Below are 23,808 nucleotides of genomic sequence, written 5' to 3'. Positions count from 1 at the left end.
CCCCGGGGGGGGGGCGCCCCCCCCCCCCCCCCACCCCCACCCCCCCCCACACCCCCCCCCCCCCCCCCCCCCCCCCCGGGGCGGGCGGGCGCCCCCCCCCCCCCCCCCCCCCGCAACCCTCTCCACTCACCACCCACAGCAGAGTGCCGGGCGATCCCGCTTCCGGGATCGCCCGGCACCTCTGTTCACTCGAACGGGTGCAGCGTGGCCTGGCGAAGGACGGAGAGGAGGAGAGCTTCGGCGTTGCCCGGGGTGGCCGTCCAGAACTGCATCTCGGTGTGGGCGGCCCGGCGGCGGGGGCTGATCGCGCGGACCGGGCGGGAGAACTGGGCGTTCAGGCACCACCACATCTCGACGCGGGCCCAGCTGAGGCGGCCCATCAGGGCGCGGCGCGCAGGTAGATCGGGTGGGCGTAGAGGCCGAGGAAGGCGATCGCGCCCACCGCGCCGGTGTGGATGAGCTGGTGAGCGATGCGGTCGGCGGAGGCCGGGGAGAAGTACTCGGCGAGGCAGCCGGCCTGGTCGTCGTCCAACGGGAGCCGGGCGAGGCCGGCACGGATCGCGTCGAGGGCGTCGGAGAGCTCGGCGAAGGTGGCGACCGTGGTGATGCCCTTGATCTCGGCGGTGACAGGGAAGGGGAGTTCGACGCTCACTGCGCGCCCCCGTCGATCAGCGCCCACATGATCTTGCCGACGCCACCCGCACGCGGGCAGCAGCCCCAGCTGGAGGCAAGCTGCGAGACGAGCCACAGCCCGCGCCCGGTCTCGGCGAACTCGGAGGAGAGACGCGGCACGGACGGCCGGCCGGCGTCCGCGTCGTGCACCTCGATACGAAGGGCGGAGGGGCAGAGCTCGAACCGGATGAAGATGAGCCGACCCGGCGGGGTCTTGGCGTGGATGACGGCGTTGGTGACGAGCTCGCCGAGCACCAACTCGCCAGGGAAGAGAAGCTGTTCGCCGCTGGGCCGCTCGGCGAGGAAGGTACGGAGCAGCCGCCGCGCGAAGCCGGCGGACTTGTGGTGCCTGGGCAGCCACCACGAGAACGGGTCAGCGGGGGTGGACTGCTTCTCACATTCCGGGCATGGCGGGGCCTCCTCCGGGGGTGGTGGGAAAGTTCGCGATCCGAAGGGCGGCAAGAGGCATGGGAATGCCCGAGCGAAGGTCCGCCAGGATCACGCTGCGTGGTGACGTGTGCCACACGTTGTAAGCATGCCCCGCGCCTATGAGTACGTGCAACACAATCCAGCAAAGTGCATATGCATCTTGTGATGCGACGTGACGAAGCGCCTTCCGCTACGCCAGACTGACGCCCGACGACAGAACGCGACGAGGGGAGGTCGGAGCGTGGCCGCAACACCGACGGTGCGCCGCCGAATGCTGGGTGCGGAACTTCGGAGGATCAGAGAGGGACTCAACCTCAGGGTCGATGACGTGGCAGCACGTCTCGGATGGCATCAGTCCAAGGTCAGCAGGCTGGAGAACGGCCGCCACGGCGTGAAGGCCAACGAGGTCGGGATACTGCTCGACGTCTACGAAGTCGCCGACTCAGCCACGCGGGAAGCGCTTGAGACGCTTGCACGTGAAGGCAAGCGCAGGGTGTGGTGGCAGCCGTACTCCGATGTGATCTCGCAACGCTACGCCTCGTTCATCAGCTTTGAGGCGGAGGCTGTGTCAATCCGGAACTTCGAGTCATCGCTGATCCCTGGACTGCTCCAGACCGCCGACTACGCACGGGCCGTGACTCGGAAGCTCCAACCGGAGGGCACGGCCGAGGAGGTCAACGCTCTGGTCGACGTGCGTATGGCCCGGCAGAACGCCGCTCTTCGGCGAGAGGAACCGCTCAAACTCTGGGCGATCGTGGACGAAGCCGCGCTCCGCCGCGTGGTCGGCAGCAAGGAGATCATGGCGAAACAGCTGCAACAGCTCATCGCGGCTTCCAAGGAACCGAACGTGACCTTGCAGGTCGTGCCGTTCGAGGCCGGCGCACACCCCGGCGTACTGGGCTCGTTCGTGATTATGGAGTTTCCCGTCCGGAATGATCTCGACGTGGTGTACACCGAGGCTCTGACGAGTAGCCTCTACCTCGAACGAGATGACGATGTAACAACCCACGACCAGGCCTTTGACCGACTTCGAGCAGCAGCCCTCGACGTAGGGCCGTCGCGTCGGCTCGTCACACAGATTGCAAAGGAACTCGAATGATTGACCCAGGTCGGGACAGCCTGAAGCATGCGACTTGGCGCAAGAGCAAGTTCAGTGGCAACCAGGGCAACTGCATCGAGGTCGCCGACGGCTTCGCTGGCATCGTCCCGGTCCGCGATTCCAAGGATCCCAACGGCCCAGCCCTGGTCTTCCCCACTGCCGCATGGTCCTCGTTTGTCGCCTCCATCAAGGCCGGCGAACTCCCCATCTCCTGACCATCCTTGCGCGAGAAGTCGGCCCGGCCGACTTCTCGCGCAAGGCGCATCAATGATGCTCGTGGCCCGCGTCCGGGGCGCCGCCCATCATCTTCAGCATCATGGCGCCGCCGGTGCGGAAGAAGCGAGCCACCAGGGCGGCGGCCAGGAGCAGGAAGGCGATGTTGAGCCAGGTGGTGTAGTTCCACTCGACGCCTGACATCGGGATCTCGGCGTCACGCTGACTCGGCACCAGCCCCAGCCCTCCGAAGGCGAACTCGACCGCGTAGCCAGCGACGACCATGGCCGCGTAGAACGTCCCGAGCAGGAAGAGTGCCATCCGGGGGCCGTAGTACTTCCGGTAGATGTTCAGGATCGGCAGGATCAGCAGGTCCGCGAAGATGAACGCGACCACGCCGCCGAAGCTGATCCCGCCCTTCCACAGCACCACGGCCAGCGGCACGTTGCCGATCGAGCAGACGAACGAGGCCATCGCCACCAGCGGGCCCACCAATGGCCCCCACAGCTTCCCGGCCAGTGGGTGGTCGGCGAAGAAGAAGGCCTGCCAGAAGGAATCCGGCACCCAGGCGGCGATCGCGCCGGCGATCAGCAGGCCGATCGCCAGGTCCTTGAGGATCGCCGCCCACTCCATCACGAAGACGTGGGACACGGACGTGAGGCCCCGCGCCGAAAGCAGCCGCCGCGCGAACGAGCCCTCCCCCGCGACCGACATGTCCATCGCCGCGTGCCCCTCCATCGAGCCGGCCAGACCACGCTCCGCCTGTTCGCGCGCCTCCCGCACGAGCCGCTCGCGCAGCAGCAGCCGGAACAGCACCGCGAGCAGCAGGATCATCACCGGCCCGCCGACGAACTCGGCCGCCGTGAACTGCCAGCCCAGCAACAGCGCCAGGATCACGCCGAGTTCGACGACCAGATTCGTCGACGCGATCTCGAACGCCATCGCCGCCGTGAAGTTCGCGCCCTTCCGGAACAGCGAACGCGCCAGCGCCACGGCCGCGTACGAGCACGAGGACGAGGCGGCGCCGAGCCCCGCCGCGACGGCGAGCGTGCGCGGGCGGTCGTCGCCGAGCAGCCGCACGACGGTGGCCTTGTGCACCACCGCCTGGACGACGGCGGAGAGCAGGAACCCCAGAACCAGTGCCCAGGTGATCTCCCAGGTCATCGACCCGGCGATGGACAGTGCGTGCAGGATCGCGTGCATGGCGGTCCGCCTCCCTCAGGCCGTGCCCCCGGTGAGTGCGCGCCGCACACGCTATACCGGCATGGGGTATCCGGGAAGCGCAGAGCCGCCGACGCGCCGACCGCCCCGGCTCGACGGCCGGGGCCGGGGCCGGGGCCGGGGCCGACCGCAACCGCGCCGCCGACCTGGGCGTCCTTGCACCCGTTCGATCATGATGGGTGGCGACAGAACAACCAGGGGGACCTGCCGATGGCCGACCGACTCCGCGCAGCGATCCGGATCGGGGCGGGGCTCCTGGCCGTCGCTCCCCTGCTCGCCGGCTGCGACAGCGGATCTGCGCCGGCCGCGCCGACGACGGAGATCGCGCTCCCCGATCTGAAGGAGGCCCACGATGCCGCCTCCCCGTACCCGACCGACACGGTGACCCTGACGGTCGGGCAGAGCCTCGGCGTCCGCGGCCGGCTCACGAACACGACGGCCTGGGCCTGGGACTCGACGTCGACCGGCGACGGCGCCGTGGTGCGGCGCGGCCCGGACTTCGTCACCGCCCCGTGCCCCGAGGACAGCATCGGCTGTTCCACCGAGGGCGACCAGGTCTTCGTCGCCGTCGCCCCCGGCACCACCACGCTCAGCTGGAAGTTCCGCGACCGGGGCCGCTGCCCGATGTCGCCGATGCATCCGGACCCCCGGTGCGCCGACGCCGCCACCAAGAGCATCCGGATCACCGTGCGGGGCTGAGGCCCGGACACGCGAGCCCTCGCCCAAGTCCTCACCCGAGTCCTCACCCGAGCCCTCACCCAAGTCCCCCCGAAGCCCTTTCCGGTACCCTAGGGGGGTATGGTATGTTCATCAGGAAGCAGCACCGACGACCGAGGAGCACACCATGAGCGAGACCACCGTCACCGTCGAGTCGGCCACCACCGAGGGCTCCTCCTGCTGCGGCTCGTGCGGCACCGGCAGCGCCGCGGCCCCCGCCGCCGCCACCGCCGAGCGCGCCGTCTTCCAGGTGAAGGGCATGACCTGCGGCCACTGCGTCACCGCGGTGACCGCCGAGCTGACGAAGATCGAGGCCGTCACCGAGGTCGCCGTCGACCTCGCCTCCGGCACCGTGACCGTCGACAGCGCCTCGCCCCTGAGCGACGCCGAGGTCGCCGAGGCCATCGACGAGGCGGGCTACGAGCTGGTCGGCCGCCTCGCGGGCTGACCCACCGGCAGGCCCGGGCGGGATGTCGCACTTTCCCCGTCCGTTCCGCCCGGGCCGACACCCCCTGCCCCGCCGGTACAGTGAGGGTCCGCCTCACCGCACAGGAACCGGAGACGGCCATGGCCAGCTACAGCTCCCACAAGGACGACTTCCTCAAGCGGCTGCGCCGCATCGAGGGCCAGATCCGTGGCCTGCAGCGCATGGTCGAGCAGGACACCTACTGCATCGACGTCCTGACCCAGGTCTCCGCCGCCAGCCGCGCCCTGCAGTCCTTCGCCCTCCAACTCCTCGACGAGCACATCGAATGCTGCGTCCGGGACGCCATCACCGAGGGCGGCCAGGAGGCCGGCACCAAGATCCGCGAGGCCAACCAGGCCATCGCCCGCCTCGTCCGCTCCTAGCGACCAGGCCTTACCGGGTGGGGGTATCGGGTCGCTACCCCCACAGCGACTCCCCCAGCACCCCGCCCTCCGCCGCCGCCCCCGGCAGGACGTACGCCACCGCCGAGCCGTTGTGCTCCAGGAACGGGTTGAGCGCGTCCTTCGCCGCCAGCCGGTTCTGGATCCGGGTGAACTGCCCCGGATCCCGCATGAACGCGCAGAACAGCAACCCCCGGTCCCCCGGCCCGTCGTCGTAGCTGTAGCCGCGCCGCAGGATCCGCGCGCCGCCGTCGAGCCGCGGGCTGCTGAGCCGCACGTGGGCGCCGGCCGGGATGACGTACGAGCCGTCCGGGTTCTTGGCGTAGATGTCGGGATCGTCGTGCTCGGCCGTGCCGGTGAGCGGGGCGCCGTCGCCGATCCGGCGGCCCATCGCCTGGTCGCGACGGTCCTCGGCGAGGGCCGCGAACGCGGCGGTGTCCATCCGGATCCGCCGGTAGACGAGCACCGTCCCGTGCTCGTGCGGGCCGCCCGCCGGGCCCCAGACCCACTGCTTCGCCATCTCCGCGTCGGGGTTGGCGGTGCCGTCCCTGTAGCCGAAGAGGTTGCGCGGGGTGGTGCCGGGAGCCGCGCGGGGCAGGAACCCGGTCTGCGTCCAGCGCAGCGTGCCGCCCTTGCCCGCCACCGCCGCCGCGACCTGCTCGGCGACGACGCTGACCGGCCAGCGGTCGTCCGCGCACAGCTGCAGCACCAGGTCGCCGCCGCCGCGGGCCGGGTCGAGCCGGTCGCCAGGGAAGGCCGGCAGATCGGCGAGAGCGGCCGGGGCGTTGAGCCCGAGCCGCCCGGTGAGCGCCGGCCCGACCGCGACGAGGCTGCTCAGCCGGGCCTCCTCGGCGCCGCGCAGCCGGACGTCGGCGGAACCGCCGGCGGTCGCCTCGGCGAGCACCCGGGTGAGGTCGCCGAGCAGGGCGCGCAGCGCGGCCCGGCCGTCCGAGACGGTCGCGGGCGCGAGGTCGAAGGCGAGCAGCTGGGTGGCCGGCTGCTGGGGCGCCGTGACCCCGGACTGCCGGGGCCCGTGGAAGGGCACCGCGGGCCCGGTCGACGACGACGACGACGGCGGTGGCACGGCCGCGGCGGCGGGCTCGGAGCCGTTCCCGCGCGCCAACGCCCCGGCGCCCGCGCCGATTCCGGCGGCGAGCACCGCCCCGCCGGCGAGCAGCGCCCGCCGGCTCCGGCCGGCACCGGCGACACCGCTTCTCGCGTCACCCGGCTCTTCCGGCGCCTTTCCGCTTTCGACATGCATGGAGCACATTGGAGACGATAGAACACCATTCATGCAACTTTTGACGCTCGGTCAACTCGCGGCCGGGAAGCGGCCCGTACGTGCACGATTCGCGCCGCGCCCGGGTCGCCGCCGCCTCGCCGTCCTGCTCGCCTGCGCCACCCTCGCCCTGTCCGGCTGTTCGTCCTCCGGCTCGAACTCCGCCGACGCCAAGGCCGCCCACCCCGAGGGGACGGTCGTCCGCGTCCCGCAGAACTTCCCGACCATCCAGCAGGCCGTGGACGTCGCCCGCGAAGGCGACCTGGTGCTGGTCGATCCGGGCGTGTACCGCGAGGCCGTCCGGATCACCAAGCCCCGGCTGGTGCTGCGCGGCACCGACCGCAACACCGTGATCCTGGACGGCGGACTGCGGCTCGTCAACGGCGTCACCGTGACCGGCCCCGGCTCGGTGGTGGAGAACCTGACGGCCCGCAACTACCTGGCCAACGGCGTGCTGTTCACCGGCGTCACCGACGAACGCCTCCAGCAGCACGGCGCCGGCGGCTCCGCATACGACCCGCTGGACACCGCCCGCTTCCCCGTCGTCCAGGGCTTCCGCGCGAGCCGGGTCACCGCCTACGACAACGGCCTGTACGGCATCTACGCGTTCGACGCCAGGGGCGGTGTCATCGAGGACTCCTACGCCTCCGGGCAGGCGGACTCCGGCATCTACGTCGGCCAGTGCAAGCCCTGCGACACGCTGGTGCGCGGCAACACCGTCGAGCACAACGCGGTCGGCATCGAGATCACCAACGCCTCGGACGGCCTGTCGTTCCTCGGCAACCGGGTGGTCGCCAACCGGGTCGGCATCACCGTCAACTCCAACGACCTGGAAGCCCTCGCCCCGCAGCACGGCGCCGTCATCGCGGGCAACGTGGTCGCCGACAACAACGCCGCCCAGACCCCGCAGCAGGCGGACGGCGGGTTCGGCATCGGGATCGGCATCGGCGGCGGTACGGCCAACGAGGTGCGGCGCAACCTCGTCCAGGGCAACCACGCGGCGGGCGTCATCGTCACCGACCCGCCGGGGCACCCCGCGAGCGGCAACCGGGTCGAGGGCAACCGCGCCACCGGCAACGGCACCGACCTCGTGCTGCTCTCCGCCGACCCGGGCAACTGCTTCAGCGGCAACCAGCCCGCCGTCCAGAGCCCGGACGGCCTGGAGGGCCTCGCCGACTGCGCCGCCCAGGGGCAAGGACAGGGCCACGGCCCGCTGCCGCCCGGCCGGGCCACCGCCGTCCAGGCGCCGCCCGGCGTCCCGTTCAGCCAGATCCCGGCGCCGTCGGCACAGCCGTCGCTGCCGGACCCGAACGCGCCGGCCCGGCCGGCCGTCGACCTGCCGGGCAAGGTCGACCCGAACGCCTATCCGCTCCCGACCGACCCGGCCGCCGTCCCGCCGGCCGGGTGAGCGCGCGGACGGGCCCTCGGCGGGGTGCCGCCCGCCGCGAGCCCGTCCGCCCACCCGGCCACCGGCGCCGCTTGAGCGCGGGCCGGAAGACAGCCGGGAATCAGCCGGGAATCGGCCTGGAATCACCTCAAGTTCGCACCCGATCCCCGATGTTCACGCATGCCCGGGCCCGGTGCCGGGCACCACCCCTCGGGCCCGATCGTCCGAGTACGGCATGATCGGGCGGACCGAACGCCGACCGAGGAGTCCCATGAACCGCCTCGCACGCACCGCCGCCCCGGCCGTCCTGGCCCTGCTCGCGACCGCCGGCTGCGCGGCCACGCCCTCGCAGGCCCACTCCCGGCCCACCACCACGAGCACGGTCACCACCCCCGCCCCCACCGGCCCCGCCCCCGGCGGCGCGGCCTGGCACGGCCAGTTCCGCGACTACGGCAGCGCGCAGTGGAAGCACGCCTGGGGCGCGGTCGACCAGGGTGCCTGGGGCTCCGCCGACTTCACCGCGGTCGACACCCCGGCCGCACCCGGCGGCGGCCCGGCCCTGCAGGTCACGTACGGCGCCGGCTCCTCGGCCAACTCCTGCACCGACTGCCCCAACCCGGGCGGCGGCCAGTTCTACACCGACCTCAACACGCTCGGCCTCGGCGCCCTCGCCCAGGGCCGCACCCTGGACCTCAAGTACGCCGTCCGGTTCCCCGCCGGCCGCGACTGGGGCAAGGCGGGCAAGCTGCCCGGCCTGTACGGCGGCAGGATCGGCGAGGAGTCCGGCGGCAACCACGGCGGCGGCTGGTCCACCCGCTACATGTGGCGCGCGGCCAAGGGCAGCCCGGACAACGGCGAGGTGTACCTCTACACCCCCACCAACTCAGGCCCGACCGGCTACGGCGTGGACGAGGGCCTGGGCGACTGGCACTTCCAGGCCGACGACCGCTGGCACACCGTCGAGCAGCTGGTGGACCGCGCCACCGGCGACATCACCGTCTGGTACGACGGCCGCCAGGTGCACCACGCCACCGGCACGGCCTCCGGCATCGGCTCGCTCCCGTTCGGCGGCGTGCTGTTCTCCACCTTCTACGGCGGCCACGACACCTCCTGGGGCCCGGCCACCGCGCAGCACGCCTGGTTCGCGGACTTCTCCCTCTCCACCGGCGTCCAGCACTGACCACGGCCACCACCCGAGTGACGGAGCGGCACGGCGACGACCGGCCGGCCCGCCGAGCCGCTGATCGGCCCGGTCGTCCTGCTCGCCCTACTCGTCCCGCTCGTCCTACTCGTCCCGCTCGTCCTGGTCGTCCCGCTCGGCCCACTCGGCCCCTCGGTGCGGCGGCGGGCGGAGCGGGGGCCGAATTCCGGCGCGAAACACCACCGAAAACACGCGGCACGACCGGAATTCCGCCGCATTTCCTCCATGATCCGATCCTTCGGGGGGGTGCCCGATCGAACCCCACCGGGGTAACGGCACAGCCTTGGTCAAACCCCTCCTGGAGCTGAGGAGGCCATGCCATACTGCACCGGTGACGCCAACGAGCCTGGACACCCCTCCGTCCCGCAACAGGATCCAACTGGGCAGGAAATTCAACCTGTTGTGGTCCGCGTCGGGAATCTCGGCGGTCGGTGACGGCATGCGGGACGCGGCCCTGCCGCTGCTCGCCGCGACACTCTCCGACTCACCCAGTGCCGTCGCGCTCGTGAAGGGCGCGGCCGCGCTCCCCTGGCTCGTCATGTCGCTGCACGCCGGTGTGATCGCCGACCGGGCCGACCGCCGGCGGCTCATGTGGACGATCGATTTCGGCCGCGGCGCGCTCGTCCTCGGCTTCGCCGGCTGGGCGCTGCTCTCCTCGCCGCCGGTGGCCGCGCTCGCGGTGCTCGCCTTCGCCCTCGGCTGCGGCGAGACGATCTTCTCGAACGCCGCCACCTCCGCCCTGCCCGACGTCGTCCGGTCCGACCAGCTGGACGCCGCCAACGGCCGGATGCAGGGCAGCGTGATCCTGGGCGCCAACCTGGGCGGCCCGCTCGCGGGCACCGTGCTGTTCGCCATGGCCGCCTGGGCCCCGTTCACCGTGGACGGCGCGTCCTTCCTGGTCGCCGCCGTGCTGGTGACCTTCACCGGCCAGTCCGGCAAGGTCGCGCCGCGCGCCGACCGGCGCCCGATGGCGACCGAGATCCGCGAGGGCGTGCGCTGGCTCCTCGCCAGCCCCGAGGTGCGACTGCTCACCGCCGTCTCCGCGCTGGGCGCGATGGCCTTCTTCATGGCGAACACCATGATGGTGCTGCTGGTGACCCGGACCCTGGACGCCCCGGCCGTCGCCTTCGGCGTCGTCCTGGCGGCCGCCGCGGTCGGCGGCACCGCCGCCAGCATGCTGGCCGGCCGGATCAGCCGGCGGATCGACCGCGGCGCGCGGATCGCGATCGCCTTCGCCCTGATGGGCTCCTGCTGGCTGCTGCTGGGCCTGTCCTCCTCCTGGCTGCTGGTCGCGGCGATCAGCACCGGCACCGGCTTCGGCGTGGTGCTGTGGAACGTCCAGACCACCTCGCTGCGCCAGCAGGCGGTGCCGAAGGAACTGCTCGGCCGGGTCAACAGCTGCTACATGCTGATCAGCCGGCTCGGCATCATCGTCGGCACGGCGCTGAGCGGCTGGATCGCCGGCGTCACCAGCATCCGGGTGCCGATCGTGCTGGGCGGCGCCGTGCTGCTGCTCTGCCTGCTGCTGGTGCCCCGGCTCGCCCGGATCGAGGCGGGCCCGGCCGCCGTGCCCGGCCAGGGCGGGCCGGCTCCGGCGGAACGCACCGGGTCGACCGACTGACCCGCACGCTCGGTCACCGGGCGGAAACCCGCGTCACCGGATGTTCATCTTCGGGACGCGGATTCGACCTGTCGGTGACTGGCATATAGCCGGTGGCTGGCTTATAGTCACCGGATCGAACGGGGCGGGGACAGCGGGGTGGCACGGGGTGGACTTCCGGATACTGGGTTCGGTCGCCGTGACCACCGCGGACGGCCGGGACCTGCCGGCCGGGCCCGTGAAGCGCCGCAGCCTGCTCGCCATGCTGGCACTCGGCGCGGGCACGCCCGTCACCGTCGACCAGCTCACCGAGGCGCTCTGGGAGACCGACCCGCCCCGGCACTCCCGGACGGTCATCCAGGGCCACATCTCCCAGCTGCGCGCGCTGTTCGCCGAACACGACGCCACCGCGCACGGCGTGGAACTCCTCACCGAGGGCAACGCCTACCTGCTCCGCGCCCCGCGGCACGCCGTCGACGCCGACCGGTTCGAACACCTGCTGCGCACCGGCCGGGAACGGCCCGACGCCGCCGAGCGGGTCGCCGTGCTCGGCGAGGCGCTCGCCCTGTGGCGCGGCCCGGCCCTCACCGGCACCGCGCCCAGCCCGCCGCTGGAGTGCGCCGCGCACAACCTGGAGGAGCTGCGGCTGACGGCCGTCGAGGAGCTGGCGCACGCCCACGGCCTGCTCGGCGAGCACGGCGCCGCGGCCCGGGTGCTGCGCACCGAGGTCGCCAAGGACCCGCTCCGGGAGCCGCTGATCGCCGCCCTGATGCGCGCGCTCGGCCGGGCCGGGCGGCGCTCCGAGGCCCTGGACTGGTTCCACCGCACCCGGCGCACACTGGCCGAACAGCTCGGCGTCGACCCCGGCACCGACCTGGTCGACGCCTACGACACCCTGCTGCGCGCCCCCGCGCCGGTGCCTCCGGCGGCCCCCGCCGAACCGGCCCGGGTATCCGCCCAGGCACCCGCCCAGGCATCGGCACCGGCACCGCTGCCGGTCCCGGCCCCCGCGGTCACCCCGCCGACGCCCGTCCCCACCGAGTCGCACGGCCTCGCCGTGCCGCCGCCCGCCCTCGCCCCCCGGCTCTTCCCCCGCCGCCCCCGCGGATTCTCCGGCCGCGAGGACGAGCTGACCGCGCTCGACCGGGCCACCGCCGCCCCCGGCGCGATCGCCGTGGTCACCGGCAGCGCCGGCGTCGGCAAGACCGCCCTGGCCGGGTACTGGGCGCACCGCCGCCAGGCCGACTTCCCGGACGGCCGGCTGTTCGTCGACCTCTGCGGCTACAGCCCGATCCCGGCCCGCGACACCGCCGCCGTGCTGCGCGAGCTGCTGCTCGCCCTCGGCGTTCCCGCCGAACAGATGCCCGGCTCGTACCAGGCCATGGGCGCCCGCTACCGCGAACTGACCGCCGAGCGGCGGATGCTGCTCGTCCTGGACAACGCCCACCGGTCCGAGCAGGTCCGCCCGCTGCTGCCGGACGGCGACGGCTGCGTCACCGTCATCACCAGCCGCGACCGGCTGGCCGGCCTGGTCGCCTCGGACGCCGCCCGGCTGGTGCCGCTCGCCGAACTGTCCTCCCGGCACGCCATCACCCTGCTTGCCGACACCCTGGGCCCGGACGTGGTCGCGGCCGAACCCGAGGCCGCCGCCCGGCTGGCCGAGCTGTGCGACGGGCTGCCGCTCGCACTGCGCCTCGCGGCCGCCCGGACGGCCTCCCACCCGGCCCGCGGCCTGGCCGCCCTCGTCGACGAACTCGCCGACGAGCAGCGCCGGTTGAGCCTGCTGAACGTGGAGGACACGTCCGTCGCCGCGACCCTCGGCCTGACCGTGCAGCAACTGCCCGAGCCGGCCCGCCGGATGTTCCAGCGACTGGGCACCCACACCGGCGCCACCCTGGACGGCCGCACCGCGGCCGCGATCGCCGGCTGCCGGCTGGAGCCCGCCACCGAGGCGCTCGACCGGCTGGCCGCCGCCCACCTGATCATCGAGACCGGCCAGGACGCCTACACCCTGCACGACCTCGTCCGGCTGTACGCCCGCAGTCTGCCCTCCGACGACGACACCGAGGCGCTGCCACGGCTGCTCGACCACCTGATGAGCACCCTGCTCGCCGCCAGCGCCGCCGCCGAGCCGGGCAGCGAGCCGTGCTGCCTGCTGCCGGTGGGCTCCCGGCACTCGGTGGACGTGCGCCCGTTCCCCGACCTCGCGAGCGCGCTGGCCTGGTACGCCACCGAGCGGGACACCCTGCGCGGCGCCGTCGAGGCCGCGGTCGCGGTCGGGCTGCACGACCGCGCCTGGCGGCTCGTACTGCTGCAGTGGCCGCTGATCGTCTGGCAGGTGCGGGACGACTGGACGCCGCTGCTCGCCCAGGGCCTGGCCGCCGCCGAGGCCTGCGGGGACGTCCGGGCGCAGTCCCGGGCCCGGGCGCTGCTGGGCTGGGTGCTCACCGAGGAGGGCCGACACGCCGAGGCGCTGGCCCAGCTGGAGCTGGCCCCCGAACTCGCCGCCCGGGCCGGGGACGTGACCGGCGAGTCGGTCGCCCTGGTCAACCTGGCCCTCGCGCTGGCCCGTCACGACCGGCTCGCCCGCGTCCACGGCCTGCTCACCCGCGCCCGCACCCTGGCCGAGCGGGGCGGCCGCCGGGACCTGATCGCCCTCACCCACCAGCACCTGGCCAACCACTGCCTGACCGTCGGCGCCCACGCCGAGGCCGCCCAGCACGCCGCCCGCGGCCTGGCCCTGGTCGAGCCGCCCTTCCCGGCCTCCCGGCAGGTCGTCCTGCACACCCTCTACGGCCGGGCGCTCGCCGCCACCGGGCAGCCGGAGGAGGCCGAGCGGCACCTCACCGAGGCCGTCCGGATCGCCTGCGGCCACGGCTACCGGGACGGCGAGACCGCCGCCCGCACCGCGCTGGCCGCACTGCCCCGCCGGGGGGCGCTGCCGCAGTCGCCGGGGGTCTCCGCCGCCTCGCCGTCCGCCTGACGGCCGGAGCCCCCCGTGGTGCGACAAGTGGACTGAACCGACTGTCCGTCAACTTCGTTACTCGAGACTGGCGTTGACCCGGACGTGGGACCCCCCCGGAATGCCGACCCGCCTCCGGGCGTACCCGACCGGCCGGGCCGCTACCTGCCGGCCCATGGACATGCCACCCCCTCCACTGACGCGCCGTCCCGTGCGGCGAGCGAGACGATGGCCCCGCGCGGGCCTCGTCGCGCTCACCGTCGCGCTCGCCCTCCAGGGCGCGCCGTTCGGCGTCGCGGCGGCCGCCGCACCCGCGCCGCAGCACGGCACCCCGGGCCGGGCGACCGGGATCCATCTCAAGCAGCACGTGGCCGCCGTTCGCGACCTGCCACGGCCGGCCGAACAGGCGAGCCAACGGCAACAACCTGTCCACCCCGAACATCACCCTGACCCCCGCCGCATCGTCGGCCCGACCACCCGCCCGTTCACCACCCCGTTCCGCTACGACGCCGCCATCGCGGGCTACATCGTCAACCTCCCGACCCGCGGCCTGGCCGCCGGCGGCTACAACCTCGAATTCACCACCAGCAGCGCCGACACCACCACCCACCTGGCACCGTTCACCATCCGCTGACCCGACCCCGACCCGGCCTCCCCACCGAGGAGGCCGGGCCTCAGCGTTCCCGCCCCCGGGCCTTCAACGGGGTGGCGGGCAGCTCCGGGGCGGCGAGGCGCGGGCCGTCGTAGCCGCGGACCTCGCCGAAGCGGCCGCCGCGCTCCCAGTCCCGCCGGGCCTCGGCGATCTCCTCGCCGGTGCGGGCGACGAAGTTCCACCACATACCACGCATCTGCCGGTTCTTCCCAGATCAGTGGCCCGGTGGACCATCCACGGTCAGCAAATCGTCAGCATCAGACCGGATGGAGACCGCACACGATGGCACCGAGGACCCTGGCCCGCGGCATGGGCACCTTCTTCAAGGACTGCGAGCACCCGCAGACGCGGTGGTCGAAGTGCCCGCACGAGTACAAGATCCGCTACCGCAACGCGGCCGGAAGGCAGACCGAGGAGTCCGGCTTCGCCACCCAGGACAAGGCGATCGACCGGCTCACCGAGATCTACCGAGCGAAGCGCGAGCGCCCCCAGAGCCAGACCAAAGCGGACCGCATCCGCAAGTACGGCGTGATGCAGTTCGGCGACTACGTCGAGGAGTGGAAGGCCGGCCAGCGTGCCCTCGGCCCGGCGTCGATGCGGCACCTCGACTCGCTCCTCGAACACCACCTCTACCCCGCCTTTCGCAGCCGCCGGATGGGCACCTTCGACCACAAGGTCGTCGACGCCTTCATCCAGACCATGGAGCGCAACGGCGTTGGCCTGGCCACCCAGTCCAACGCCTTCGACAAGCTCAAGGCGATCCTCCTCGACGCCAACCGCCTCGGCCTCTACGACGAGAACCCACTCGACGGCGTCACGCCTCCCCAGTACGACCCGAAGCGCGCAGTCATCCCCTCCCTCGCGCAGCTCCACGGAATACGCACCGCTGGAGACGACTCCTTGCTCCTCGTCGCCGACCTCATGAGCGGCTGCGGCCTGCCTAACGGCGAGGCCTTCGCCGTCAACGTCAACAACATCGTCGCCGACGACGTCTACCGCATCTCCGAACAGGTCAACCAGACCACCAAGGCCTACGCCCCGCTCAAGCACCGCAAGGAGGGCGACTACCGCGACGTCCCGCTGCCGGCCCGCGTCCGGCACACCATCGAGTGGTACGCCGACACGTACGGCACCGTCGACGGCTACCTCCTCCGCCACCCGAAGGACCTCCGCAAGCCCTTCCCCTTCCACGTCATCGACAATCGGTGGCGACGGATCAGGAAGGCCGGCAAAGTCGACATCCCCGAAGGCATGACGCTCTACGGCCTCCGCCACTTCTTCGCCTCGAATTGCCTCAGCCACAACATCCCCATCACCGACGTCGCCGAGTGGATGGGCCACCGCAGCATCGACATCACCTTCAAGATCTACCGCCACCTCATGCCCGGCTCCATCGCCCACGCCGCCCAGGTCCTCGACCTCGGCCTCGCCGCCTGACCACAACGAGGAGGGCCCGCCCCAATGGGGAAGGCCCTCCTCGCCACTACGGTCGGCGTCATGCTGCGGACATGCGCTGCTGCTTCACCCACGCTTGGACTTCAGACAGCTTGAACTGCAACTTCGCGTTCGGCCCGCGACCGAACCTGTAAGGAAGCAGCCCCACCCGTGGAGCCTCCCGGTACACCCACGCGATGGACATGTTCAAGTACTCCGCGGTCTGTCGAACACTCATGAACTGCTCAGGCATGCGCTCTCCCATTCGATCTCTTGGCTCTTCTCAGCAGGACCGAGTTTCAGGGGAGTTGGCAACTTGGCAGCGCCGCGAGGTCATGATAAGGGCGGCATGTCTCCACGGAGGCCCGGAGATCATCCTCCACCGCAAAATCCCAGCTCACGCAAAGGGACTCCCGGACCCATCTCGTCCACCCTCCATGACGCCTGCTGCAGGCTCATGACACCCAGGCCGTGAGAGCCGCGTGAGAGGCCCGTGAGCCGTAGGAGCTCCCTCCTGCGGCTCACCTGACCGTAGATCGACATCATCGGCCGGCTTCCTTGGCCAAAAGTGAGCCGCAGCGTGACATTGCTCCGCTCGCCGCCCCCGACGTCAGCGCGCCCCAGCCTCGGCGTCAGCCTGAACGGACCCAATCCTAGAGTCGGCAGCCACGCACACCTCCCACAGCTTCACGGAATACAGGTGACACCCAGGGGAGTAAGATGAGGCAAGCTGGACTGCCAGCCGGATGTTCCATGCGGCCAAATCACCGCGACATTCTGACTGTAAGCAAAATTCAGGACATCGGCCAGAGGTCGATCGGGAAGCAGAATGGCGAGTCCTGGATTCCTCAGGAAACGCGTATAGTCAAGCAGTTGCGCGATGGCGCTACGCACATGCTCGCGGTCCGATGATGACTTTGCTTCGATCAGGATATTGGCACCACCGATCCAAATGTCGGTGTACATAGGATGACACCCCGGCGTGTGTCGAATCTCAAAACGCCACACCGGCAAGCCTTGCTGCAGCATAAACAGGGAAAATTTCTTTTCCAGTCGCGCCTCGGGCCGCAGGGATACCGACTCTATGACATTGCTACTATCGAGGGTGAGGAGCTGATGCCGCTCGACGGTGACGAGCCGCACTCCGCCGGTAAGCCCGATGGAGCACGCCTGCTGAGGCCTGTGGGTCGCAGACTCAACAGGCCGGAGATGGAAAATTGGCCAGCCGCCATCCTCGGTGACATCGTCCAGCATGAAAGCATCGACGTACCGGTAGGGGGTATAATCTCCGCGACGCGACGGGCCGCGTTCGACTACATGCAGCGGGCGGCCCTTCTTCCAAGCAGTCACAATGTGCTTATTTGCTGGATGGTCAAGACTGCCCACAATCCGACCGGTACCTTGGTCAAGGCGACCTGCGCCGCTGTACTGGTACAGGCCATCCGAGGTCCAACCGCCGGGCGCATAGCCCGGCACACTGAAGAGAACAATGTGGGAAGACCATGCCGAGGGCGCAATACCGGCCTGCAGAGGGAGCCGGTAGTCTCGACTAAGAAGCTGGCGAGTAGTAAAGTCTCCGCGCCTGTACCGCCAGATCTCTGGGTTTCTCATCTCTGATGGCGCGTACAACTACCCTCCCGGACAAGGAAACCTTCTACTACTTGCAGGCTACCTCGCCGCACTGACAAGGTGTTGAGGGAGCTGTTCTAACCATCTCAACGAGCTGTCCCACCGCACCAAGTCCGCTCGGGACCTGACGCAACTTCACGGCGTAGGGGTCGCATTTTGGTCCTCAAGGTGGGGGACTACCTCTCATCGAAGAACGGCGCGCGGTCCCCGCAGACGGCCTCGACGCCCGGCCGCTCGGCCAGCCAGGCCGCCAGGCTCGATGCCTCCCGGTCGGGCCACCGGTCGGCCGGGCCCGGTAGATGGTGATGGATGGGAAGAAGTCGCGCTTGACCGAGATGGTCCGGGACTACCCCTGTTGCGCAGCAGCCAGGCCAGGGCTTCTTCGAGGAGGTAGCCCTTGAGGTGCGCCTTCGTGAGCATGGTTTCCTTGGGTGAGCTGCCTCGGGGGTCTGTAAAAAGAACGGTGTAACTCCCGATCAAGGAAGTAGCACCCTGATGACAGACGTGATCGTCTCCGCCGAGGCCGTGGAGGCCGTGCGGCCGGTGGAGTTGCAGCCGGACGCCCTTGACGACCAGTTGATCGGGCAGCTGGTCGACCAGGCTCGTGCGAGCGGGCTGCAGCTCACCGGCGCTGGGGGCCTGCTCCAGCAGCTGACGAAGAAGATCCTGGAGTCCGCACTCGAAGGCGAGATGACGGACCACCTCGGCTATGAGAAGCACGATCCGGTCGGAGCCGGCAGCGGGAACTCGCGCAACGGCACGCGGTCGAAGACCGTGTTGACCGAGGTCGGCCCGGTCGAGATCGACGTTCCCCGCGACCGGGAGGGCTCGTTCGAGCCGCAGCTGGTCCGCAAGCGCCAGCGGCGCCTGTCCGGGGTGGACGAGATGGTGCTCTCGCTGTCCGCCCGCGGCCTGACACACGGCGAGATCTCCGCGCACCTGGCCGAGGTCTACGGCGCCGACGTGTCGAAGCAGACCATCTCGACCATCACCGACCAGGTGATCGAGGGCATGGCCGAGTGGCAGAACCGTCCGCTGGACCCGGTCTATCCGGTGATCTTCATCGACTGCGTCCACGTGAAGCTCCGCGACGGCCAGGTCGCCAACCGGCCGATCTACGTGGCGCTCGCGGTCACGGTCGAAGGCACCCGGGAGATCCTCGGGTTGTGGGCCGGCGACGGCGGCGAGGGCGCCAAGTACTGGCTGCAGTCCTGACCGAGATCAAGAACCGCGGCGTCGCGGACGTGTGCATGGTCGTCTGCGACGGTCTCAAGGGCCTGCCGGACGCCATCGGCACGGTCTGGCCGCAGGCCGTCACCCAGACCTGCATCGTGCACCTGATCCGGGCCTCGTTCCGCTACGCGGCCCGCCAGGACTGGGACAAGATCTCCAAGGCCCTCAAGCCCGTCTACACGGCTCCGACCGAGGACGCCGCCCTCGAACGGTTCGTGGAGTTCACCGAAGCCTGGGGGAAGAAGTATCCGGCGATCGCGCGGCTCTGGGAGAACGCCTGGGCCGAGTTCGTGCCGTTCCTGAGCTTCGACATCGAGGTCCGCCGGGTCATCTGTACCACGAACGCGATCGAGTCCGTCAACGCCCGGATCCGCAAGGCCGTCCGCTCGCGCGGGCACTTCCCGAACGAGCAGGCGGCCCTGAAGTGCGTCTACATGGCGATCATGTCCCTCGACCCAACCGGTGACGGCCGAAAGCGCTGGATGACGCGCTGGAAGGCAGCGTTGAACGCCTTCGAGATCGCCTTCGACGGCCGTCTCTCCGCCGGCCGTCGTTAACTCAACCCAACCGAGTTACACCGTTCGCTGGACAGACCCTGCCTCGGGGCCGCGGCATGTTGCCGCGGCCCCGAGGGCTGTGGGCGGGTGGTCGGGTCAGCCGGGCAGGAACGGGCTGCGCTTGTTGTGCCAGGAGATCGTCAGGGCATCGCGGGCGCGGGTGGTGGCCACGAACAGCAAGGCGCGGGACTTGCGAAGTTCTCGCTGGTAGCGGGTGGGGTCGCTGCCGCGGTACTGCTCAATGGAGGCGCGGGGAAGGAGTCCGTCGCTCGCAGCAGCGATGGCCAGCCGCTGATACTCCAGGCCCTTGAAGCGGTGCATGGTTCCGACGTGGACTTCGCCGTCGCCCCGGGCGCCGTCCTTGGTGAGTTCGGCGCAGGTGATGCCGGCCTGGGTGGTGAGGTAGTACATGACCTCGTTCACCTTGTTGCGGTCGGCGACGCAAACGGCCATGAGTCCGCGTGCGTCGCGGGTAGTGTTGCCGGCCTCGTCGGTGGTGAGTTCGGTGCGCCATGTGCGGAGGGTGTCGGCGAGGGCGGCGAGTTCCTCCTGCCAGGTGGGGTGGCCGACAAGTACTGGGTCGGGCCCGCGCAGGACGGAGCGGTAGCCGGCGAGAGTGTCGGTGCCGTCGTCCAGGTCGTCGAATTCGACGTTGTTGCCGATGACGACTGTGATCGCCTGGGCGAGGATCTCCTTGGTGGTGCGGTAGCTGAGGGTGAGTCGAGCAGCGCGGCCCTTGATGTTGATTCCGACGGCACCGAGGGCGACCTGGTTGTCGTAGATGCGCTGGTGGGTGTCGCCGGCGATGAACAGGTCGTCGGGCCCGGGGGCGACCATCGCGCGGAGCATCTTCCAGTGTGCGGGGCTCAGGTCCTGTGCCTCGTCGACCACGATGTGCTGGTAGCGGTGGCGCAGGTAGCGCATGGCGGAGTCGGTGGCGTCGCGGTGGATCAGTTCCTGGCCCCCGATCTGCTCCTTGTACTCGGCACGGGCCTGAATCCTGGCGGCCCGTTCGATCTCGAACCGGGCGGCGCGTTCGGCAGCTTGGCTCCAGGTCTCCATGTTCAGCTTGTCGAGGCGGGCGGTGTACTGCTCGAGCAGCTTCCACACCGTCGTCCGCTCGATTCGGGTCAATGGCCGACCGCGGCCTGCCCGGCGGGCCTGCAGGTAGGCGGTGCGGGTGGGCACCGCCTGGCCGAGGACGACCTGCTCCCACTCCTCGAAGAGGAACTCGGGCTCCCAGGTGCGCTCGTCGAGCTCCAGGAGCAGATCGCGCAGTTCCTTGAGGGCCACCGAGTTGTCCACTCGGCTCTTGGCGCGCCCGGAGACGGCGTTCTCGCCCAGGACGCGCGCGGTGAGCTGGTCGATGTGGGTGATCTCGACCCGTGCCAGCAGCTCGGGTTCCACCAAGGAGACGAGGCGGGCGCGCAGGTCGGTGGTGAGGTTCTTGGTGAAGGTGGTGAGCAGGATTGGCTTGTTCTGACCGGCCGGGAGGTGCTTGGCCAGGTGCTGGACACGGTGGAGGGCCACGATGGTCTTGCCGGTGCCGGGGCCACCCGAAACTCTGGCGGGACCGCTGTAGGTGCGGTTCACCAGGCGGGCCTGGGTGGGGTGGAGGAAGATCTTCCAGGCGCGGAAGTCGCCTTCCTCGATGACGGCGCGAAGCGCGTCGTCGACGGTGGTGACGACGGTGCGGGCCAGCGCCGCGGTGAAATCCTCCAGGTTGGGCTGTTCCTCGAGTGCAACCGCGCCGGTAATCTCTCGGCGGATGTCGTCGAGCGGGAGGCCGGCCGCCAGGCCGTAGAGGACGTCCTTGGTCAGCAGCGGGGCGCCGTCGACCAGTTGGTCGAGCTCTTCGCTGGTGGTGACAACGAGCGCGAGGTCGATCAGCGCCTCGGCCACACCGAGCTCGCGCAGCAGCTCGGCGTCGTAGGCCGCCAGGAGTGGGGCTGCGGGCTCCGGTTCCTGGACCGGCGGTTGGGGGGCACGCGGGGCGACCGTCGCGTCCTGCTCGGGCTCGGTCTCCGGCTCGGCGGGGGTGAGTTGGATCCCGGCGCGTCGCAGAGCGCTTTCGCCGACCACGGACAGGTCGACGAACTCGATCTCACCGGTGACCCGGTTGACCGCCACGGACAGCTGCTCGTAGACGTCGCGGCGGTGGCGCACCGCGATCGCCAGCCAGCTTTCCTCGCCGTTCGCGCCGGTACCGGTTCGGGTCAGCAGGACCCGGTACGAGGGGTCGATGCGGGCGGAGTAGATCCGGCCGTCGCCCTTGAGGGGCTTGAGCCGCAGCGAGGCGTGCCAGGGGTCGTGGCGGAAGAGGTGAGTGAAGTCGTAGAACTTCGCCTTCACCTGGCGATCGAGCTTGTACAGCTCCTGTTCGGCCTTCTGGTACAGGCTGAGCCGGGCGGTCATCGAAGGGAGCCTTCCACGTCGGGCGTTGCGCCGGCAGCGGGCGCGTCGGGGAGCATGGCGATCAGGGAGTCGAGGTGGTTCAGCCAGTCGGCAGCGGTCCGGACCGTCCAGCCTTCCGCCCGGTATGCGGCGTCTCGGCGCTCGGCCTCGGCCTCAGCGTCGGGCAGACCGTCCGGCGGGCTGGGGACGACGGCGACCTTGACACCGTCGCCCTGCCAGACGAAGTCGGCCGGCCAGAGGCTGGCTCCGAGCTCGAAGCCGAACACACTGGGCGCTTTCTTGCCGCGGTCGGCGATCCGGGTCGCGAGGGTGAGCAGGTCGGTTTCCTCCTGGGCGTCGATATGGGGGAGGAAGTTCGTGTCCCACGCACGGTCGCGCAGCAGCGCGGTGACCTGCTCTTCGAAGGAGGAGCTGGTTTCGGCGACCGTGTCGGGAGCCTGCGCGGTGGGTGGTTCGGCATCCGGTGTGGGGTGCTCGGCGGCGGTGAGCGACATGAGTTCGCCGACACCTCCGCATACGGCGAGCGTGTCCAGCGGATAGTCGGCTACCCGGCTGCTGGCCAGCTGGACGCCGTCGCCTCCCGCGTAGGGGAGGAACTGCAGGAGATTCGACCAGTAGAGCCAGGCCCGCCACCGGAGCTTGTGTTCCTCACTGGTCAGCGCTGACGGATCGTCGTCCAGGCACGCCAGCACGGTCCAGGCCGGTGGATCCTGGTCGGCATCGCGCACCGCGAGCGCCAGGGCGAGCCCATGGCTGTCGGTGGTGCGCAGGACATGCACCAACCCCACCTGACCGTCGTCATCCTGAGCCTGCCCGGGTGCCTCGCCGAGCGCCGTACGCAGCGCGGCCACGAGCTGGCCTCGCCGCGTGCTGGAGCCGACCAGTGCAATGGCCGGGTGCGCGGTCAGGCCGCTGACCAGGGCATTGGCCCGGCGGGCCCAGAGCTGGGGCGAGGGGTCGCGCAGGTAAGCCAGCAGAGTATCCATCGGGTTGGCGAACACCGCGCCCGCCAGGTCCGGGCGGGCACCGCCCATCCCCTCGTAGGCATCCTTCGCGGCTTCCTGCGCTGCCCACTTATAAAACTGCCGGACGTTGGTGACACATGGATCTCCGACTACGACGGAGTCCTGTCATGCCCCCTTCGCCGCAACAGCAGCAGGATCGCCAGGCCCAGCGGCGCCTGGCGGTCCTGCGACACGCCGAGGAGGTCACCGGGAACGTCTCGCTGACCTGCCGGTACTACGGGATCAGCCGCAACTGCTTCTACCGGTGGCAGCGGCGCTACCAGGAGGAAGGCATCGAGGGCCTGCGCGACCGCTCCAGCGCGCCGCACCACAGCCCCAACGCCACCGACGCCGACGTCGTGAACAAGATCGTCTATCTGCGTCAGAACTACCACTTCGGCCCGATGAAGATCCAGATGTACCTCAAGCGGTACCACGACATCGACATCGCCTGCTCCGCCGTCTACCGCATCCTCAAGAGGCTGGGCCTGAACCGGCTGCCCTCGTCCCAGCGCTACAAGCGCCACGACCAACGCCACACCCGCTACGAGAAGCAACTGCCCGGCAACCGCGTCCAGATCGACGTCAAGTTCATCGAACCGACCGGCGTTCAGGCTCAAACCGCGCCCCCGGGCCCAGCCCCGGTCACCGGGAAGGCCCCCAAGCCCCGCCGCCGGGCGAAGTACTACCAGTTCACCGCGATCGACGACTGCACCCGGCTGCGCGTCCTGCGGATCTACCCGCGGTGCGACCAGAAAACCGCCATCCAGTTCCTGGACTACGTCCTGGAGCGGCTGCCGTTCCGCGTCGAGGTCATCCAGACGGACAACGGCGCGGAGTTCCAGTCCGCCTTCCACTGGCACGTGCTCGACAAGGGCATCGCCCACACGTACATCAAGCCGGCATCCCCACACCTCAACGGCAAGGTGGAACGCTCACACCGCATCGACGCCGAGGAGTTCTACCGCATGCTCGCCGGTGTCGTCGTCGACGACACCGGCGTCCTGAACGACAAACTCCGAGAATGGGAGGACTACTACAACTTCCACCGCCCACACGGCGCTCTCGGCGGCCAGACGCCCTACGAACGCCTCAAGCAGAAGACCGAGACCCACGTGTAACCGAGCTCCGGCAGATGCACAACTAGTGCCGCATCAGGCAACGTTCGCCCCGTTGCGGCATGCTGTCCGGTTGCCGTTGGCGGCAACCGGACAGTCAGAATGATCACGTGGCTGAA

At 70.5% G+C, this 23,808-nt stretch carries 21 protein-coding genes and 2 pseudogenes; 13 read left to right on the top strand and 10 right to left on the bottom strand.

Annotated features, from left to right (window positions below):
- Positions 1-185 precede the first annotated feature (185 nt).
- From ACPC54_RS40910 to ACPC54_RS40900, 3 genes are read right to left on the bottom strand one after another with little or no spacing between them, the layout of a single operon-like run.
- Positions 186-380, bottom strand: coding sequence for a hypothetical protein (locus ACPC54_RS40910; RefSeq protein ID WP_498972657.1), 195 nt, complete (start codon positions 378-380; stop codon positions 186-188).
- On the bottom strand, positions 380-652 hold the full coding sequence (locus tag ACPC54_RS40905; RefSeq protein ID WP_498972655.1) for a hypothetical protein: 273 nt from the start codon (positions 650-652) through the stop codon (positions 380-382). Before ACPC54_RS40905 ends, ACPC54_RS40910 begins: the two co-directional genes overlap by 1 nt.
- Complete coding sequence (locus ACPC54_RS40900; protein ID WP_498972653.1) at positions 649-1,134, bottom strand: ATP-binding protein; 486 nt, start codon at positions 1,132-1,134, stop codon at positions 649-651. The genes ACPC54_RS40905 and ACPC54_RS40900 overlap by 4 nt, the downstream gene beginning before the upstream one ends.
- Positions 1,135-1,342: 208 nt before the next feature.
- Here ACPC54_RS40900 and ACPC54_RS40895 point away from each other — a divergent pair, with 208 nt between their 5' ends.
- Both ACPC54_RS40895 and ACPC54_RS40890 read left to right on the top strand, forming a co-directional pair.
- Positions 1,343-2,200: a helix-turn-helix domain-containing protein gene (locus tag ACPC54_RS40895; RefSeq protein WP_498972651.1), complete on the top strand. Its 858-nt coding sequence runs from the start codon at positions 1,343-1,345 to the stop codon at positions 2,198-2,200.
- Complete coding sequence (locus tag ACPC54_RS40890; RefSeq protein WP_498972649.1) at positions 2,197-2,415, top strand: DUF397 domain-containing protein; 219 nt, start codon at positions 2,197-2,199, stop codon at positions 2,413-2,415. The genes ACPC54_RS40895 and ACPC54_RS40890 overlap by 4 nt, the downstream gene beginning before the upstream one ends.
- 49 nt (positions 2,416-2,464) lie before the next feature.
- Here the strand turns inward: ACPC54_RS40890 and ACPC54_RS40885 are convergent, their stop codons facing one another.
- Positions 2,465-3,616, bottom strand: coding sequence for a permease (locus ACPC54_RS40885; RefSeq protein WP_498972647.1), 1,152 nt, complete (start codon positions 3,614-3,616; stop codon positions 2,465-2,467).
- 228 nt (positions 3,617-3,844) lie between these two features.
- Between ACPC54_RS40885 and ACPC54_RS40880 the strand changes: the two genes are divergently transcribed.
- From ACPC54_RS40880 to ACPC54_RS40870, 3 genes are all read left to right on the top strand, one after another.
- Complete coding sequence (locus ACPC54_RS40880; RefSeq protein WP_498972645.1) at positions 3,845-4,333, top strand: hypothetical protein; 489 nt, start codon at positions 3,845-3,847, stop codon at positions 4,331-4,333.
- A 145-nt stretch (positions 4,334-4,478) separates the two neighbouring features.
- Positions 4,479-4,799, top strand: coding sequence for a heavy-metal-associated domain-containing protein (locus tag ACPC54_RS40875; protein ID WP_498972643.1), 321 nt, complete (start codon positions 4,479-4,481; stop codon positions 4,797-4,799).
- Positions 4,796-5,200, top strand: a complete 405-nt coding sequence (locus tag ACPC54_RS40870; protein WP_498972659.1) for a metal-sensitive transcriptional regulator — start codon at positions 4,796-4,798, stop codon at positions 5,198-5,200. Before ACPC54_RS40875 ends, ACPC54_RS40870 begins: the two co-directional genes overlap by 4 nt.
- Positions 5,201-5,234: 34 nt before the next feature.
- Here ACPC54_RS40870 and ACPC54_RS40865 read toward each other — a convergent pair whose 3' ends face one another.
- Positions 5,235-6,479: a Dyp-type peroxidase gene (locus ACPC54_RS40865; protein WP_498972641.1), complete on the bottom strand. Its 1,245-nt coding sequence runs from the start codon at positions 6,477-6,479 to the stop codon at positions 5,235-5,237.
- A gap of 31 nt (positions 6,480-6,510) precedes the next feature.
- Between ACPC54_RS40865 and ACPC54_RS40860 the strand changes: the two genes are divergently transcribed.
- From ACPC54_RS40860 to ACPC54_RS40840, 5 genes are all read left to right on the top strand, one after another.
- Positions 6,511-7,905, top strand: coding sequence for a right-handed parallel beta-helix repeat-containing protein (locus ACPC54_RS40860; protein ID WP_498972639.1), 1,395 nt, complete (start codon positions 6,511-6,513; stop codon positions 7,903-7,905).
- A gap of 250 nt (positions 7,906-8,155) precedes the next feature.
- Positions 8,156-9,064, top strand: coding sequence for a polysaccharide lyase (locus ACPC54_RS40855; RefSeq protein WP_498972636.1), 909 nt, complete (start codon positions 8,156-8,158; stop codon positions 9,062-9,064).
- Positions 9,065-9,416: 352 nt separating this feature from the next.
- Entirely contained in the window at positions 9,417-10,706 is a 1,290-nt protein-coding gene (locus ACPC54_RS40850) for an MFS transporter (protein ID WP_498972634.1), read from the top strand.
- Between the two features lie 178 nt (positions 10,707-10,884).
- Positions 10,885-13,668, top strand: a complete 2,784-nt coding sequence (locus ACPC54_RS40845) for an AfsR/SARP family transcriptional regulator (RefSeq protein WP_498972632.1) — start codon at positions 10,885-10,887, stop codon at positions 13,666-13,668.
- 190 nt (positions 13,669-13,858) lie between these two features.
- On the top strand, positions 13,859-14,281 hold the full coding sequence (locus ACPC54_RS40840) for a hypothetical protein (RefSeq protein ID WP_498972630.1): 423 nt from the start codon (positions 13,859-13,861) through the stop codon (positions 14,279-14,281).
- A gap of 40 nt (positions 14,282-14,321) precedes the next feature.
- On the opposite strand, the pseudogene ACPC54_RS40835 reads toward ACPC54_RS40840, so the two are convergent.
- Positions 14,322-14,486: pseudogene (locus ACPC54_RS40835) on the bottom strand (pirin family protein); the annotation flags it as partial.
- A 95-nt stretch (positions 14,487-14,581) separates the two neighbouring features.
- On the opposite strand from ACPC54_RS40835, the gene ACPC54_RS40830 reads away from it, so the two are divergent.
- Positions 14,582-15,736, top strand: coding sequence for a tyrosine-type recombinase/integrase (locus tag ACPC54_RS40830; protein ID WP_498972628.1), 1,155 nt, complete (start codon positions 14,582-14,584; stop codon positions 15,734-15,736).
- Between the two features lie 58 nt (positions 15,737-15,794).
- Here ACPC54_RS40830 and ACPC54_RS40825 read toward each other — a convergent pair whose 3' ends face one another.
- Together ACPC54_RS40825 and ACPC54_RS40820 are read right to left on the bottom strand one after the other, a co-directional pair.
- Positions 15,795-15,986, bottom strand: a complete 192-nt coding sequence (locus ACPC54_RS40825; RefSeq protein WP_498972626.1) for a helix-turn-helix transcriptional regulator — start codon at positions 15,984-15,986, stop codon at positions 15,795-15,797.
- Positions 15,987-16,420: 434 nt separating this feature from the next.
- On the bottom strand, positions 16,421-17,119 hold the full coding sequence (locus tag ACPC54_RS40820) for a hypothetical protein (RefSeq protein WP_498972624.1): 699 nt from the start codon (positions 17,117-17,119) through the stop codon (positions 16,421-16,423).
- 738 nt (positions 17,120-17,857) lie between these two features.
- Between ACPC54_RS40820 and ACPC54_RS40815 the strand changes: the two are divergent.
- Positions 17,858-19,152 (top strand): annotated as a pseudogene (locus ACPC54_RS40815) (IS256 family transposase).
- A gap of 96 nt (positions 19,153-19,248) precedes the next feature.
- On the opposite strand, the gene ACPC54_RS40810 reads toward ACPC54_RS40815, so the two are convergent.
- Both ACPC54_RS40810 and ACPC54_RS40805 read right to left on the bottom strand, forming a co-directional pair.
- On the bottom strand, positions 19,249-21,567 hold the full coding sequence (locus ACPC54_RS40810; protein WP_498972622.1) for a UvrD-helicase domain-containing protein: 2,319 nt from the start codon (positions 21,565-21,567) through the stop codon (positions 19,249-19,251).
- On the bottom strand, positions 21,564-22,601 hold the full coding sequence (locus tag ACPC54_RS40805) for a hypothetical protein (protein ID WP_498972620.1): 1,038 nt from the start codon (positions 22,599-22,601) through the stop codon (positions 21,564-21,566). The genes ACPC54_RS40810 and ACPC54_RS40805 overlap by 4 nt, the downstream gene beginning before the upstream one ends.
- 98 nt (positions 22,602-22,699) lie before the next feature.
- On the opposite strand from ACPC54_RS40805, the gene ACPC54_RS40800 reads away from it, so the two are divergent.
- Positions 22,700-23,692, top strand: coding sequence for an IS481 family transposase (locus ACPC54_RS40800; RefSeq protein ID WP_498972618.1), 993 nt, complete (start codon positions 22,700-22,702; stop codon positions 23,690-23,692).
- Positions 23,693-23,808: the final 116 nt, after the last annotated feature.

This window comes from Kitasatospora sp. NPDC094028, assembly GCF_049543595.1.
GTDB lineage: Bacteria > Actinomycetota > Actinomycetes > Streptomycetales > Streptomycetaceae > Kitasatospora.
The sequence above is the reverse complement of the archived record's forward strand: the minus strand, read 5'-3'. Positions and strand labels throughout refer to the sequence as shown.